The organism is Ktedonospora formicarum, assembly GCF_016587355.1.
GTDB classification, from domain to species: Bacteria; Chloroflexota; Ktedonobacteria; order Ktedonobacterales; family Ktedonobacteraceae; genus Ktedonobacter; species Ktedonobacter formicarum.
On sequence record NZ_BNJF01000001.1, the window covers coordinates 4,165,686 to 4,180,833 of the forward strand.

The 15,148-nt window shown below is 50.3% G+C and carries 12 protein-coding genes and 1 other RNA gene; 5 read left to right on the forward strand and 8 right to left on the reverse strand.

The genetic code is table 11. The annotated features are described in order from the left end of the window. Positions 1-11: 11 nt before the first annotated feature. Both rpoN and rnc read right to left on the reverse strand, forming a co-directional pair. A complete protein-coding gene (rpoN, locus tag K3T82_RS17910) occupies positions 12-1,499 on the reverse strand; it encodes an RNA polymerase factor sigma-54 (protein WP_220194805.1) in 1,488 nt (495 codons plus the stop codon). Between the two features lie 107 nt (positions 1,500-1,606). Next, positions 1,607-2,287 (reverse strand): ribonuclease III, encoded by a 681-nt coding sequence (gene rnc / locus K3T82_RS17915; RefSeq protein ID WP_220194806.1) that lies wholly within the window; start codon positions 2,285-2,287, stop codon positions 1,607-1,609. A 591-nt stretch (positions 2,288-2,878) separates the two neighbouring features. Between rnc and rnpB the strand changes: the two genes are divergently transcribed. Further along, positions 2,879-3,297, forward strand: an RNA gene (rnpB, locus tag K3T82_RS17920) — RNase P RNA component class A. Between the two features lie 133 nt (positions 3,298-3,430). Here rnpB and K3T82_RS17925 read toward each other — a convergent pair. Beyond that, complete coding sequence (locus K3T82_RS17925) at positions 3,431-3,631, reverse strand: hypothetical protein (protein WP_220194807.1); 201 nt, start codon at positions 3,629-3,631, stop codon at positions 3,431-3,433. Positions 3,632-3,975: 344 nt separating this feature from the next. Further along, positions 3,976-5,127, reverse strand: a complete 1,152-nt coding sequence (locus K3T82_RS17930; protein WP_220194808.1) for a glycerate kinase — start codon at positions 5,125-5,127, stop codon at positions 3,976-3,978. 176 nt (positions 5,128-5,303) lie between these two features. Here K3T82_RS17930 and K3T82_RS17935 point away from each other — a divergent pair, with 176 nt between their 5' ends. Further along, entirely contained in the window at positions 5,304-6,200 is an 897-nt protein-coding gene (locus K3T82_RS17935; RefSeq protein ID WP_220194809.1) for a cytochrome c oxidase assembly protein, read from the forward strand. A gap of 56 nt (positions 6,201-6,256) precedes the next feature. On the opposite strand, the gene aat is transcribed toward K3T82_RS17935, so the two are convergent. Beyond that, positions 6,257-6,859: a leucyl/phenylalanyl-tRNA--protein transferase gene (gene aat, locus K3T82_RS17940; protein ID WP_220194810.1), complete on the reverse strand. Its 603-nt coding sequence runs from the start codon at positions 6,857-6,859 to the stop codon at positions 6,257-6,259. Positions 6,860-6,998: 139 nt separating this feature from the next. Between aat and K3T82_RS17945 the strand changes: the two genes are divergently transcribed. The 3 genes from K3T82_RS17945 (at position 6,999) to K3T82_RS17955 (ending at position 10,914) form a co-directional block, all read left to right on the forward strand. Beyond that, positions 6,999-7,400, forward strand: coding sequence for a YbjQ family protein (locus K3T82_RS17945; protein ID WP_220194811.1), 402 nt, complete (start codon positions 6,999-7,001; stop codon positions 7,398-7,400). Between the two features lie 157 nt (positions 7,401-7,557). Next, positions 7,558-9,042 carry a hypothetical protein gene (locus K3T82_RS17950; protein ID WP_220194812.1) on the forward strand — a complete coding sequence of 495 codons (1,485 nt, stop codon included), beginning with the start codon at positions 7,558-7,560 and terminating at the stop codon, positions 9,040-9,042. Positions 9,043-9,426: 384 nt separating this feature from the next. Further along, positions 9,427-10,914 carry a glycosyltransferase 87 family protein gene (locus K3T82_RS17955; protein WP_220194813.1) on the forward strand — a complete coding sequence of 496 codons (1,488 nt, stop codon included), beginning with the start codon at positions 9,427-9,429 and terminating at the stop codon, positions 10,912-10,914. 154 nt (positions 10,915-11,068) lie between these two features. On the opposite strand, the gene K3T82_RS17960 is transcribed toward K3T82_RS17955, so the two are convergent. From K3T82_RS17960 to K3T82_RS17970, 3 genes are all read right to left on the reverse strand, one after another. After that, positions 11,069-12,784, reverse strand: coding sequence for an oligosaccharide flippase family protein (locus K3T82_RS17960; protein WP_220194814.1), 1,716 nt, complete (start codon positions 12,782-12,784; stop codon positions 11,069-11,071). A gap of 85 nt (positions 12,785-12,869) precedes the next feature. Next, on the reverse strand, positions 12,870-13,469 hold the full coding sequence (locus K3T82_RS17965) for a hypothetical protein (protein WP_220194815.1): 600 nt from the start codon (positions 13,467-13,469) through the stop codon (positions 12,870-12,872). A gap of 59 nt (positions 13,470-13,528) precedes the next feature. Then, positions 13,529-14,938 carry a glycoside hydrolase family 3 protein gene (locus tag K3T82_RS17970; protein ID WP_220194816.1) on the reverse strand — a complete coding sequence of 470 codons (1,410 nt, stop codon included), beginning with the start codon at positions 14,936-14,938 and terminating at the stop codon, positions 13,529-13,531. Positions 14,939-15,148: the final 210 nt, after the last annotated feature.

Consider the following 15,148-nt stretch of genomic DNA (forward strand, 5'->3'; position numbering starts at 1 on the left):
CGTATCTGAACTTACTGGTAGCGTGTAGGGATGGGCATATGGCTGCGGTCACGTGAGGAGCCAATGCCCATCTCCTCGCGATATTTGGTCACAGTTCTACGTGCCATTGGAATACCCTGCGCTTTCATCAGGCGCGCCAATTCTTCGTCGCTATAACGGCGACGGGGGTCCTCTGTGGTAATTAGCTCACGTAGCATATCCTTCACACCGAGCGAGCCATCAAAGAAGTCTGCCAGGGGAAGCAGGCGACCACTTGGGAGCAAGGCATACTTATTGGCAGTCGCGCGGCTGACTGTACCTTCATCCAGGCTTAGACGCGTTGCGACCTCTGTGCGTGTCAGTGGGCGCAGATAACGTACTCCCTTTTCAATGAACTCGCGCTGATAGTGAATCACTAGCTCCGAGACGCGCCTGAGTGTTTGCCAGCGGCGCTGCATGCAATCGATGAAGAAGCGTGCGCGATCATTATGGTAATGCATATAGCGCTGAACCTCGTTGGTAGGTGTTTCACTGGACAATGGAGTGTATTGCGAACCAACTGAGAAGAGATAGCGTTTCTCTTCGACCAGTTCCACCTCAAGGCCATTTTCACCCTGGCGAATGATGATATCGGGTCGGATATAGGTTGCTCCGTTGCCCACGCGCGAGTTGCCCTGAGACGCGCTATAAGTATGAGCGGGAAAGGGATGCAGCATGGTACGAATGTAGCGATAGACCTCTTTCACTTCTGCCTCAGAGACTTTAAGTTGACGTGCTATATCATGAAACTGATTATGCGCGATTTGGTCGAGATATTGGTCTATGAGCGTATGAGCTAGGGGAGGCACTTCATCGATTTCGGAAATAGCATCCAGTTGAAGAAGTAGGCATTCGCGCAGGTTACGAGCACCGATGCCCAGAGGCTCAAGGGTTTGAAGTTGCTTGAGAACATAATCCACGCGTTCCAGAGGTACTTCCAGGTGTTGGGCTACCTCTTCAAGTGTGATTTCCAGGTAGCCTCGCTCATTCAAGTTACCTACCAGTTGCTCCGCGATGGTTGCATCCTCGGGAGGGAGCAAGGCTTCCAATTGCTGTAGGAGCGTCTCACTGAGTGACTCGTTCGTAGCGATACGTGCCATCGGGTCAAAAGAGTCTTCGTCGTCGATCTCAATGAAGCCGTAATTATCAATGTCGAAGAAGGTATGCTGATGATCCCATTTGGCGTGGTTTTCAATGGGGTATGCTCCCTCAGCTGGGGGAGCATTCGTGGCGCCTGGTTGTTCTTGAGGGGGAAAGTTGCCGCAGGCGGAGCAGACCTGCCCATATTGCCCGTAGAGTGGGGCGCTACAGAAGAGACAGATGCGTTGTTCCTTGACTGTGAGTGCGGGATTCTCTGCCTGCTCCTGGCTGACGGCGTGTTCTAGCTCTTCCGAAGAGAGATGTAAAATGGTGCTGGACGTGATGAGCTTGGCGTTTACACGAACGACCTGTTCAGGTCGGGGTGTCGGTTCTAATCGCATACTCTTCCCTGCTCCCCTCTTGTGTCCGACAATGGACAGAACATATCATTCACTGTGTATGCTGTCACCATACGCGACTTTGCGTCTCTGGTGCATAGACGCCTGTGTTATAACCATCCCCGGCTAATCAATGCCTGGTGAGCGGCCTCTTGCTCTGCCGCTTGCTTGTTTCGTCCCTGTCCTTGTCCCGCCACCTGTTCTCCAAGCATTACCTCGATGGTAAACTCGCGATTGTGGGAGGGGCCTTCCTGGCTGACGAGGCGATATGAAGGAGTAATGCCCTCGCGCGCCTGTGCGAGCTCTTGAAAGAGCGACTTGTTATCCTTAAATAGGCGATTTTTGACAATCGTATGTGCTAGTGGCTCGATGCGCGTGAGCAGAAATGTCTGCACCGTTTCCAGCCCTTGATCGAGATAGATGGCTCCTAACAAGGCTTCAAATGCTGAAGCAAGTACGCGTTGTCCGCCGCCGCTATTCTGTTCTCCTTTGCCCATAAGTAGGTATTTGCCCAGATTAATTTCGCGTGCGAACTTGGCAAGTGTTTCTGTGCGCACCAGGACAGCGCGCGCGTCGGTTAGTTCGCCTTCAGCAAGATTGGGGAAGGTGCGATAGAGAAAATCTGCGCTGATGAGAGCCAGGATAGAATCGCCCAGAAATTCGAGGCGTTCATTCGAGGTCTTGCCTTCGCCCGAAGCTTCGTAGATATAGGAGCGATGTGTCAGGGCCAGGGTCAGGAGATCAGGGCTACGAAAATGTATATTCAGGATAGCTTCCAGTTCTTCGTGCATGAGATACCTCTAGCGACATGTAAAACTTCAGCGAAGCTGTGAGAAGGCGTTGCCCTGCCTTCAATGCATCGTGGTGATAAGGAGAATGATTGAGCACACAGGCCTGTGATATCAAAGTTGTTTCTTCTCTAGCCTAGCTACTTATCCCTCCACCGACTGAAGCTTCTATGTAATATATGGTTTGCGGTTGGCGGGCGAGTGAAGAGGCAAATCGCTTCTCCGGACCCAGCCTTGGATATATGTCGATATAAAATGGAATAGTTGTCTTCTGATGCCACTCTATCGCAGACATTTTAGCGCGTTTTCGTGTAGACCGCAATGCTGTCATCTTCGATCTGCCTCTGTTTTCATTGTTCTACTCTCTTGCTGTGCTTTCTCCCGAAGCTGTGTTTGGCTTTCAGGAGGGTTATTCTTCTCTTTTCCACGTGAGGAATGAAATGTCGGACATTACCGAGATCAGATTGACATGGGATCTGGTGTCTTTCAATCAGGTAATAGCCTATTTGTATTTTAGCTAGTTGCTTCTGGATATCAGGGGGATTAGCACTGGACGATTGGGGACATATGTGCTACCCTGTACGCCAGTGGATTTGAGGAAACCTGGCAATCGCGGAAAGATATGGTAAGGCCATATCTTTCCGAGGAAAGTCCGAACTCCGTAGAGCGGGATGCTGGCTAACGGCCAGTGGGGGTGACCCTAAGGAAAGTGCAACAGAAACATACCGCCCATGCTGAAAAGCGATTTGGCGCATGGGTAAGGGTGAAATGGTGAGGTAAGAGCTTACCAGCAGTCAGGTGACTGGCTGGCTGGGCAAACCCCATCCGGAGCAAAACCGAGCAGAGGGGATAACGTATTCGCACGTCGAATAGGTTAGCAGGTTGCTCGCCTGTCAACTCTCGGGTTGGTTGCTTGAGGCGTTGAGTAATCAACGTCCTAGATAGATGATTGCCATCTGTGCCGTCGAGAGGCGGTATAGAAACAGAATTCGGCTTATTGTTTCACTCAACTCCGCACGCACAAAACAGGCAGGCAGCGAACACATATATGTTCGCTGCCTGCTTTACTTTCCAGGGATCTATAGTATGTATCTCTATCTAAGAATGGCTTGCATTAGATTGATTATTTGAAGCGCTCATGTATTGCTAGCGACTCATGCGATTATGCTCGAGAAGCCAGCGTATAAAGGCGAGCCGTCGACTCTCTTCAAGCATTTCTCGGTACTCAATTTGCTCATCGACATGGTCACGCATAAAGAGAAGGCGGTTTGCCTCCTCCTCTGTGAAGCCATCGGCCAGCAGGCGTCTCATAGTCGAAGAATGTGTACTGTAGGATTGTTCTGACATAATAGCGCTCCCCCGGTAATACAAACAATGGGACAAACTACAAGGGCGAACATATCCTGGATCTTGTCAGCCTCCCTGCTCATATTACGCTTGCTCAAGCCTTCGAGATACAGATTACTCTCATCTCTTCAGATAGTAATAAGAGGACAGATGATCAGGGCTAACATCTTAGGCGAGAAAACCAAGACTAGCGATCTCGGGTTTTCAGATATGCCTAATGTGACTTGGATAAGCTAAGAGGGATATTTAAATTGTATCACGATTCAGCCTTCAGTACTAAGACGCTGCTTTATAGGAAAATTGGTAATAAATAATTGAGCCCAGAGACGAGCGCTGGTTCTGAGTTAGCCTCGGCCTTTGGAAGTCTGCCCAAGACGGAAAATACGCAGGGCTCGTTCGCTCGCCTCGCGCGTTAGCCTCTCCGCGTTCTTCATGGCGTGCTCAAGGGACATAGCTTCATCTGGGAGTGTTATGATACCGTCTATACCCAGGTTATAGGCTGTATAGTACTTCTCACCTAATCCACCTGCTACAGCGAGTACTGGCAGTTGATAGCGCTTTGCCATCTCGGCTACAGCGGCTACGCTCTTGCCATAGGCTGTTTGTTGATCGAGTTTGCCCTCGGCGGTGATAACCAGATCTGCTGTCGCCAGCATCCGTTCCAATTTGACTGCTTCCAGCACGATTTGTGCGCCTGGGCGAATCCGCGCGTTTAGAAAGGCAAGCAGACCGGCTCCCAGTCCGCCTGCTGCACCCGCGCCAGGAGTCTTGCTTACCTGAAGGCCAAGATCGCGGTGGATGATATGGGCATAGTGGGCGAGGGCGTCGTCAAGCTCTTGGACCATAGCGGGGGTCGCGCCTTTCTGCGGCCCATACACTGCTGAAGCCCCTTCTCTGCCGCAGAGTGGATTAGTGACATCACAGGCAATATCGAACATGCACTCGCGTAGGCGGGAATCAAGTTTCTCGACATCAATATGAGCCAGCGAACTGAGCGCGGCACCTCCATAGGGAAGGGGCTGACTCTGTGCATCTAGCAGGCTTGCACCAAGCGCCTGAGCCATGCCCGCGCCACCATCATTTGTTGCGCTGCCACCCAGGCCGATGATGAAGTTGCGGCAACCATCATCTAACGCTGCTCGTATTAGTTCACCTACGCCATAGGTAGTGGTAATGCGTGGATCTCGTCGTGAGTTGGGGACAAGGGGTAGGCCCGAACTGGCGGCCATCTCAATGACGGCGGTTCGTCCATCGCCAAGTCGAGCATAATATGCCTCGACTGGCTCGCCTAGCGGGCCAGTGACGACGTATGGAACGAGGCTTCCCCCAGTCGCTTCCGCCAGTGCCACGGCTGTTCCTTCACCGCCGTCGGCGATAGGGATGATGTCAATATTTGCGTCTGGGTAGACCGTGCGTGCCCCTGCCGCGATAGCTTGCCCAGTTTGAGCCGCGCTAAGACTTCCTTTGAGCGCCTGGGGCGCGATGACAATGCGCATAGTGTATATCATTCTCCCTTCCCAGTTGAGAGGTTGGCTGCATTGGTAAATCTTCGGGGTGTATGGGTATGATTTGCATACACCCTTTCTCTGCTCTATACTACGTTATGGAGCACCGAATCATATTCACTGTAAGCTGCACACCGAATGTTTTATTGTATGGAGACTTTTTCATAATGGCGCAAGCATGGTCCTGGGATACTCCCGCCTTTGTTCTACTTGTTCTTCTTACCCTGCTCTATATCGCCGGGGTCATCCATGTGCGGCGAGCCTACGCGCGAGAGCCACAATCCTTACCGCTGAAGACGCGCCATCTTGTCTTCTTCATCGTCGCGCTCGTATGTACAGCACTTGCCTTCTTCTCTCCTCTGGATAGTATTGGACGCACGCAGCTTTTCTCGGTCCATATGACGCAGGTGGTGCTTCTGATTACATTGTGTGCTCCGCTCTTTATGCTGGCCTGTCCAGAGGAGATGCTGCGGCCTCTCTTTGCCTGGACTCCAATGCGCCTTGTGGCGCGTATTCTGCTTCGTCCGCTGACGGCGTCGATTGTCTTCAATCTTGTTTTCTTGCTCTGGCATAGTCCGCGCCTTTATAGCTGGAGCGTAACCAACCCTGCCATTTATCATACACAACTGGTCATGATCTTTGCGGTTTCCTTCCTGAACTGGTGGCCCTTGATTGGCCCTCTGGTGGGGCAGCGTGCGATGAGCCTGCCTATGCAGATGCTCTATGTCTTCCTTGATGGGCAACCAGTTGATATACTCGCTTTTATCCTTGTGCTGACCGAGGTCCCCATTTACTCACACTACATTATTCCTTCCCAACTTGGTCTCTCACCCTTCTCTGATCAAGCAGTGGGTGGCTCTATCCTGCTCATACCAGGCATCGTGGATCTGGCGGTGATGTCGCCACTCTTCATACGCTGGCTTAAGGCGCTGGAATTGCGGACACGCGAGCGGGACATAGAGCGTGCTCGCCTGGAAGAGGAGTTTGAATACGTAGAAGAGTGGGAGGAAGAAGAGAGTGATGATCCCGCTTTGCCCGTGCGTGAGGGGGAACGTTCTGTCTAGCCTCTTCTCAAGTGTTTGATCCACATATTCGAGTTTTCTCGCTCCATGAGCTACTATTACCAGTGGCAACGCATAGTGAGCGCTTCTGCAAGGCGACTTTCATACTCGGCGCGCGGAATTTCTGACCCTCCCAGGCTTTGCAGGTGTGATGTCAAAAATTGTGTGTCATGCAAGACAAAGCCCCGTGTTTGCAAGTGCTCAACCAGAGCTACCAGACAGACCTTGGAGGCATCCGTGGCATAGGAAAACATACTTTCTCCCATAAAAGCTCCCCCAAGTGTTATCCCATATAACCCACCAACGAGTCGCTCCTCTTGCCAGGCTTCGACGCTGTGGGCTAAATTGCGCGTGTGTAGGAAGGTATACGTTTTGATAAATTCTTCATTGATCCAGGTTTCATCGCGGTCGGCGCAACAGCGCATGACTTGCTCAAAGGCGCTATCCAGGCGGATCTCATAACGTTCTTGCCGGATGGTGGCGCGGAGGGAGCGCGAAACACGCAGGTGATAATGTTCCAGAATGGCTCGTGGATCAGGTGCGTACCAGTTGATGGTACCCTCGTCATCTGCCATCGGGAAGATGCCTTGCGCATAGGCGCTGATTACCAGGTGTGGATCTAGCGATTCAGAAGTTTTAGCTTTCTGCTTTGGAGTGCGCATGTTTCTCCTTCTCCAGGGCGAAATACATAATCAATCATATCATATCCGTATATGTAACCGAAGACCGGCTCTAGGCGTAAGTTAAATAGAGTCTTGTTAATTAGCGCGAGTTCAGTGGTATTGTGTTGGAGAAACATGTATGTATCAGCAACCACCAGAGCACCAAGGAGCAGCCTATTCTGCTGCCCAGCCAGCGGAGCCGAATATTCATCATTTTGTGACGACGACTTTTGAACTGCCGGGCTATCGTGTCGTGCGTAACTACGGCGTAGTTCGAGGTATTATTGTGCGCTCACGCAGTATCGTTGGTTCCTTGGGGGCCTCGCTACAGCAAATAGTTGGAGGGAATATCTCACTCTATACTGAGCTTTGCGAACAGGCAAGGAATGACGCCTATGAACTGATGATACAGCATGCTCTGGAAGTAGGAGCCAATGCGATCATTGGCGTTCGCTACGATGCTACCGAGATTACACAGGGCGTCAGCGAGGTATTATGCTATGGGACAGCGGTTGTGGTTGCCCCTGAAGATCGTGGGTAGTTTGAACTCTTTGAACCCTTAAGAATAAATGTTGTGATAACTGATCAATAAGAAAAAAATCTTAATGCCATTACTCTTATCATGGAGGTCCGTCTATATATATGAATGTGTATGTATAAAAATACAACTAAATGAACTATGAGAAAGGCCCTTTAGCGTGAATGTAGAGAATTTGCAATCCGATCAACCTCGGAAGGATTCGCGCAAGAAAAAGCTTCGTTCCTATCTCTTCTTGCTTTTCGATTTTGTGATCCTGGCGATCATGTGTGTTTGCATCATTGGGCAACCTCGCATACCAACCGATGCCAGGTCTGATGTTTCAAGATATGAGTGCTATGCAGCGGCCTTTGCCGAAGGCGAGACTGCTTTTGCTCAATTTCCAGTGAGACAGTGCGCGGATATTATAGCCAATGGGCCTAAATTAACCACTGCGGTAATAGTCGCATCTCTCAAGAAGCATGGAGCCCCGGATTTCCTCGTTCAATTTGTGGCTTCCCAAGCAGACGATCAGCCGTTGCATTATCTTCCCCATGAATACCCGATCCTGACCTTGATTCCCTTTGAAATAGCGTATCTTATTTCGACCCCAGCCTATTATCAATTTGCCTTCAACCTCTTGATGACCGCATTAGCTGTCAGCATCTATCTGCTCTTGCTGATCCATAAATCGCGCTCTGCATCGATAAGCTTCGCGCTGTTCCTGGTTATCGGCTATATCCTGAAACGCCCTCCGAGTATCGCAGTCAATCGTTTCGACATGCTGCCAGCAGCCCTGACGTTCTTTGCGTTGATCTTTGCCATGAAGTCGCGCTGGAACTGGGCTTTTGCCATGATCGCCCTGGGAACGATGACCAAATTTTACCCGGTCATCCTGCTCCCGCCGTTTTTTATCGGTCAGCAAATGGCCTCACGGTATCAGGGGCTGAAATGGAACGCGTGGCAACGCATTCTCCCGTTTGTGACCTTCTGTGCAACATGTTTGATCATTACCATCGTCTCACTGTTGTTCAGCGTGGAAGGAACGCTTGCGCCGCTGAACTATTTTGGCGCACGGCCTGTTCAAATCGAGTCGCTGCAAGCCTCGCTCCTCTGGCTCAGCAATGGCTTGAGCACGCACCATCTGACCGCATTTCGGAGTTTTGGTTCAACGAACATAGCTGGCCCTCATGAGGCGATTATCTCGCTCCTCTGTAATGGCTTGTTAGTTGTAGGCTTGCTCGCCACCCTCTGGCTGCAAGGGAAAAGGCGACTGACCTTGTCGCAAGCTGTGCTCTTGTTCTTAATGGTTGTCATCATCACAGGGAAAGTCTTCAGCCCGCAATATATGATCTGGCTCTTCCCCATTGCTGCGTTGACGATTGGGGAGAAGCCGCTCTGGATTGTCGCCTGGAGTGCTGTGGCTCTCTTGACCTACTATATCTATCCTTCACTCTATATTAGCGGTCGTTTATCTATAACGACGCCCTTTCAACCGAAATTCTATCCCATTGTGACCGCGCGTAACTTCTTGCTCCTGGGCATGTATGTGTATATGCTCGTCCGTGCTGGACTGCAAAAGTCAGTTAAAGTTCAAGCGGAAAAGCTAACCGGGATCACTATCAGTCGGCCTCTGCGGAGCCCTGATGATATCCAAGTGGTCTAGGATGGGCTCTGGGATAGCAGTTGTGGCTACCCCTAATTGATCAGAGCCTAAACAACTGAAGAGAACAACTAGCACTGGCAAAACATTGCAAAAACTGGTGACGACGATGACGAAGGCGAGCTTCGTCACACCGAAGCTCGCCTTCAATTTTTCATAATCGAGAATTGCTCATGAGTCAACAGGGGCGTAACACAAGTGCCTGTCCACGTGAATCAACACGTATCTTTCATTTCTTAGGTGCTAGTTAGTAAGATTAAGTGTGTTGTGGTAACTGATCAATAAGAAATTTTTCTTATGTGATTACCCTTCTTGGGCCGAGCCGTGTATATATATGGATAAGTATATAAAAATACACTAAATGAACTATGAGAAAGGCCCTTTAGCGTGAATGTAGAGAATTTGCAATCCGATCAACCTCGGAAGGATTCGCGCAAGAAAAAGCTTCGTTCCTATCTCTTCTTGCTTTGCGATTTTGTGATCCTGGCGATCATGTGTGGTTGTATCATTGGACGCTCTAGTGTACCAACAGACCTCAATACCGATGTGTCAAGATATGAGTGCTATGCAGCGGCCTTTGCCGAAGGTGGCAATACAGCTTTTGCTCAGTTCCCCGTGAGGCAGTGCGCGGAGCTTGTAGCCAATACGCCTAAATTAACCACTGCTATAATTGCTTCCTCTCTCAAGAAGCATGGAGCCCCAGATTTCCTCGTTCAATTTGTGGCTTCCCAAGCAGACGATCAGCCGTTGCATTATCTTCCCCATGAATACCCGATCCTGACCTTGATTCCCTTTGAAATAGCGTATCTTATTTCGACCCCAGCCTACTATCAATTCGCCTTCAACCTCTTGATGACTGCATTGGCCATCAGCATCTATTTTCTCTTGCTGGCCTATAAATCGCGCTCTGCATCGATAAGCTTCGCGCTGTTCCTGGTTATCGGCTATGTCATGAAACGTCCTTCGACCATCGCGGTTGATCGTTTCGACATGCTGCCAGCAGCCCTGACGTTCTTTGCGTTGATTTTTGCCATGAAGTCGCGCTGGAACTGGGCTTTTGCCATGATCGCCCTGGGAACGATGACCAAATTTTACCCGGTCATCCTGCTCCCGCCGTTTTTTATCGGTCAGCAAATGGCCTCACGGTATCAGGGGCTGAAATGGAACGCGTGGCAACGCTTCCTCCCGTTTGTGACCTTCTGCGCAACATGTTTGATCATTACCATCGTCTCACTGTTGTTCAGCGTGGAAGGAACGCTTGCACCGCTGAACTATTTTGGCGCACGGCCTGTTCAAATCGAGTCGCTGCAAGCCTCGCTCCTCTGGCTCAGCAATGGCTTGAGCATGCGCCATTTAACCGTGTTTCGGAATTATGGCTCAACGAATATAGCTGGCCCCAATGAGGCAATTATCTCGCTCCTCTGTAATGGCTTGTTAGTTGTAGGCTTGCTCGCCACCCTCTGGCTGCAAGGGAAAAGGCGACTGACCTTGTCGCAAGCTGTGCTCTTGTTCTTAATGGTTGTCATCATCACAGGGAAAGTCTTCAGCCCGCAATATATGATCTGGCTCTTCCCCATTGTTGCGTTGACGATTGGGGAGAAGCCGCTCTGGATTGTCGCCTGGAGTGTTGTGGCTTTCTTGACCTACTATATCTTCCCTTCACTCTATATGAGCGGCCATTCTTCTCGATTAACCCCTTTTCAGCCACAATTCTATCCCATTGTGACCGCGCGTAACTTCTTGCTCCTGGGCATGTATGTGTATATGCTCGTCAATGCTGGACTGCAAAAGTCAGTTAAAGTTCAAGCGGAAAAGCTAACCAAGCTTACTATCAGCCGGCCTCTGCCGAGCCCTGATGATATCCAAGTGGTCTAGGATGGGCTCTGGGATCGCGGTTGTGGTTGCTCCTGAGAAGCGTGATTAGTCAACTTTAAAGTTGACATAGTCAGAAGGCCCACTGTTCGCGGAATGAACCTTCATTCCGCGAACAGTGGGCCTCTTTATAATGACCTATTAAGTGTGTAGAGTCTTATGAGCGTGCGAACCAGAGCAGATATCTGACCAGCCTCGGCTTCACACTCTTGAGGAGCGCAATATCCTGCTGGTTGAGCGGTTTGAGCCAGCGTAAGATAAGCACGCAGAGTGCCAGGAAGAGTATACCCGAGGCTCCGAGCGCTCCCAGTAGAAGCGGCCTGTTGTCTGGTTGCCAGAGAATACTGAGCCAGAGTGTACTTGGTATCGCGGCCAGGATTAAAGCGCCTAAGAAGCGCAAAGTAAAGTCGAGGGGATACTTGTGTGGCAAATCCTTCCAAAGGAAGGCTAACATCAGCCCTCCTGTGAAGACGCGTCCAATGCCATCGGCTATGAGAGCACCAGCCGCGCCCATGTGTAGTTCGCCAATTAGCACCACGCCAACCAGCACCACGATTAGCAATCCTAACCACTGGCTGAGCACAGCCAGATGTGCTTTGCCAACAACATAGAGTGACGGCTGATGAATATAGGTTCCCAGGATGCGCATCAGTAAATTGAAGAATACAAAGATTCCTAGCAGCAGACCAACATCATTAAAGCGCTCAGAGTAAAGTGCATTCGCAATATTATTGGCGCTAAACAGGCAGAAGACGAGACCAGGTGCCGCCAGGAGTGTCTCAATTTTGATGAGTGCCTGCCAGGAACGAGAGAGGCGCTCATGGTTATCTCCGATAAAGCTGGCTGCCAGAGCCGAACCAGCGACTCCCCCAAAGCCGGCCACAAGCAGAATATTTGCGGCATCCGCAAGCTGAAAGGCCAGATTGAAGTAGCCGATTTCCGCGATGCGGACCGCGAAAAGTGTCAGGAGAATGATCGAAATCTGCTTAAGAAAAGCCCCCGAGACCAGATTTGTGAGCCATGCATTTATGCCAAGCTTGATAAGTGGTGACAGTGGCTGCTTATAGACCGCGCCCTTTTCTGTGAGAAATGGCAGCAGCCAGATGAGGTAGCCAATCATCTGGAGCAGGGAGACCAGAGCCAGCATCCAGAGGATTTCTGTTACCCCCTGACCCATTTGTAGTAAAATGTAGCCGAAGATCAAGAGTGCGCACTGTGCCAGACTTCCAAGCACGAAGACAATGCGCATGCGCATCAAACCAGTGCAGAGCGCAGTAAGTAGGCTGGCGATACTACTGGTGAGAACATATAGTGTGATAGGTAGAATATGATCGAGCAGCTTGGGATCTTGCAGGCCCTTGATAATACCTGACGTTCCCTGAATCGGGAGTAACCCGATCAGGGCTGCCAATCCAGGTAGGCCGAAGAGCATAATCCCGGCAGTCAGGACCAGGGCTACGGTGCGTAGTCCGATCAAGCGTCGTATGAGTGAGGCTGCGGAGGCGTGCCCATGTTCCGCGAAGACGCGTGGAAGATAAGTATAGGTTGCATCCTCAAAACCAAAGGCGACGATATAGAGAATAGTGTTGTAAGCAGTTGTTGCAACTGCGTATACGCCATATTGGTCAGTCGTGAGTTTATCAGTAAAGATAAGCGTAAGAATAAACCATGAGATATAGACCCATAAACCATAGCCCTGGTTCAAGAGGTAGCTGTTGGGTGTACGTTGTAGTAACCCCCTGGCCTCTTCCTCGCTTTTTGCCTTTTGATTGATTTTGGCTGCGACCGGATTGCCCGTTACGAGCCGTATGGCAAACTCTTTCCCACTGGTGAATATGGCGTGTCTTTTAAGAGAGTCATTTTTCTTTTTCATTGGCATGCATAGATCAATACATATAGTCCTCTGTCTGAACCTTGCGGTCGCAAACATCCGGGCATCATTTCAAGTATGACCTATTTTACCTCAATTTAAAGAATTGTCTTGTTAACCAGCCCATACCTCCCAATACGGCGAAGAGTTCGAGCACACTAACGTTTTCTTTCACATGGTCTGCGGAGACAAGGTAGAAAATGCCAATCTTCGAGGTCGCGGCGGCCAGGAAAAAGCCCAGACCAATCCAGGCTGGCAGTGTAGCGAAGAGTAAGGCTCTCTTCCAATCGCGGCAGAGGAAACCAATCAGGGCAGGAAGGAGATAGAGGAGCACGGCAATAAGAGGCGCGATTGTGGGTGGGAACGGACCATTGAGCGCAGCCCCGCTGGATTGTGGTAGCAGGCGAGTCCACATCTGTGCGGGAATCAGTGCCAGGGCGACCAGGGTCGTTTCGAAGATAAGAAGTACAATAGTCGCAATGTTGGTATTTTTTTCTGTAGTGATCTTGTGAAGCGCTTGCTTCAGGCGGCGACCCGTGCTTTCAGCTTGCTTGGCGGGGGGCGTGGTGTTCTCGGAAGTAGCCGTCTTCGGTGTAAGTTTTTGAGTGTCGCTCTCGCTGGCTGTTTCTTTTGTGTCTATCGTGCTGATTGGTTGTATCTCAGACACATTTGTGCTGGTGCTAGGCATCAAAGATCCCTTTCGCTGTGTGCGTATAGGTTTAATTATCTTCTTTATCTACGAGGTTGCTAGCCTTTTGGTAGAGATAAGAGGCCCATCCGATATTTCATCAGCAAAATACGGCGCACGGATTCATTGATGCGCTGTTCGGTGAGGGTTCCATCCTGTATGGCTTGCTTGATACCCTGGATCATAGAGGCAACCTGACTCACACTGGCTGCTCCCATGAGAAGATCACACCCGGCTGCGATGGCGAGCGCTGCCGCTTGTGATTGCGGCACATAACTGGTAATAGCTTTCATGGTCAAACTATCTGTCATAATCACGCCTTGAAAACCAAATTCGTCTCGTAGGATGCCCTTGATGACTTTGGGCGAGAGTGTAGATGGCCTGCTGGCGTCGATAGCGGTCAGAATCTCATGCGTGACCATAATAGATTGTACGTTATTGTGCTTGATAAGATCACGGTAAGGGGCCCAGTCAATGCTCTCCAGTTCTTCCCGTGAAGTGGTAATCTCTGGAATGGCTTCATGTGGATCAATGGCAGATCGCCCTAATCCTGGAAAGTGCTTCAAAGTTCCTATGACCGTGTGGCTGGCTTGCAGTCCGGTGAGATAAGAGCCTGCCATCCGCGTCACTTGCTCTGGTGTGGTTCCGAAGGTGCGCTCATCACTATGCATCTCCGAGATAGGAAGGGTATCGACATCGACGACCGGAGCCAGATTGGTATTAATGCCATATGCTGACAGATCCTTAGCGTCCTGCTGTCCTGCTATGCGAGCCTCTTCTGTGTTGTTGGTCGCACCGATGGTTGCCGCAGAGGGACGGGCTCCATCCAGTTCAAGCAGGCGGTCGACGTAGCCTCCCTCTTGATCTATCGCGATAGAGAGTGGTATGGCACTATCCTTCTGCATCTGCTTGATAAGACTCTTAAGTTGAGCCTTATCGATAATGTTGCCATTAGCAGAGAAGATCAGGACCGCGCCCACTCCATACTGATTGATCATGGTGTTGATATCCTCTGAGTAGGTTGGACCGGTGAATTGGACGAGCATCATCTGCCCAATCTTCGCATCTAGCGGCATGTTGCGTAGAATAGTATCAATATATTGCTCTGGTGTGATTGCGGTTTGGGTACCAGTTGTTTGATTGCTGGGTGTGGCGCGAAGCTGCCGGTCAATCTGTTTGAGGAGATCGGCATTATTGATGTTTCCAGATCCTCCAAAAAGCGATGACCAGCCCTGAGGGCCAGCGAACTGGGTTGCTCCTAGAGAAAGGGCATGAAAAAGGACAATAAGGAGAAGCGGAAGCAGAAGCGCGGCTTTATGCCAGGGGAGTGTACTTGGCCTGACTGGCTCTACAGGCGGAACTGGGGTTTGGGGAGAGCTGGAGAGAGGGGTAGAAGTTTCTGGTTTTGATATCAGTTGCTCGTTCGCCGCGTTCTCTCCCTCTGGCGGCTGGGTATGGCTATGAGGCATAAACAGGCGAACCCTTTCAATAGCATATATTTAATAGTTATTATAGTGAAAAAATAGGGATTCTTTTCAATACACAAGAGTAAACTCAGTCTCCCCACTAAAGGATATCGTTTGTACGTGCTCATTCGTTACACGTTATTACGAAGTGGCTAGTTGCAACGATCATCAAGATAGATTTATTGAAGCATCTGCTCATTCGATAAAGTCGCC

Coding starts and splice junctions, on each gene's coding strand:
- rpoN (WP_220194805.1), bottom strand. CDS start 1,499: ATGCGATTAGAACCGACACCCCGACCTGAACAGGTCGTTCGTGTAAAC.
- rnc (WP_220194806.1), bottom strand. CDS start 2,287: ATGCACGAAGAACTGGAAGCTATCCTGAATATACATTTTCGTAGCCCT.
- K3T82_RS17925 (WP_220194807.1), bottom strand. CDS start 3,631: ATGTCAGAACAATCCTACAGTACACATTCTTCGACTATGAGACGCCTG.
- K3T82_RS17930 (WP_220194808.1), bottom strand. CDS start 5,127: ATGCGCATTGTCATCGCGCCCCAGGCGCTCAAAGGAAGTCTTAGCGCG.
- K3T82_RS17935 (WP_220194809.1), top strand. CDS start 5,304: ATGGCGCAAGCATGGTCCTGGGATACTCCCGCCTTTGTTCTACTTGTT.
- aat (WP_220194810.1), bottom strand. CDS start 6,859: ATGCGCACTCCAAAGCAGAAAGCTAAAACTTCTGAATCGCTAGATCCA.
- K3T82_RS17945 (WP_220194811.1), top strand. CDS start 6,999: ATGTATCAGCAACCACCAGAGCACCAAGGAGCAGCCTATTCTGCTGCC.
- K3T82_RS17960 (WP_220194814.1), bottom strand. CDS start 12,784: ATGAAAAAGAAAAATGACTCTCTTAAAAGACACGCCATATTCACCAGT.
- K3T82_RS17965 (WP_220194815.1), bottom strand. CDS start 13,469: ATGCCTAGCACCAGCACAAATGTGTCTGAGATACAACCAATCAGCACG.
- K3T82_RS17970 (WP_220194816.1), bottom strand. CDS start 14,938: ATGCCTCATAGCCATACCCAGCCGCCAGAGGGAGAGAACGCGGCGAAC.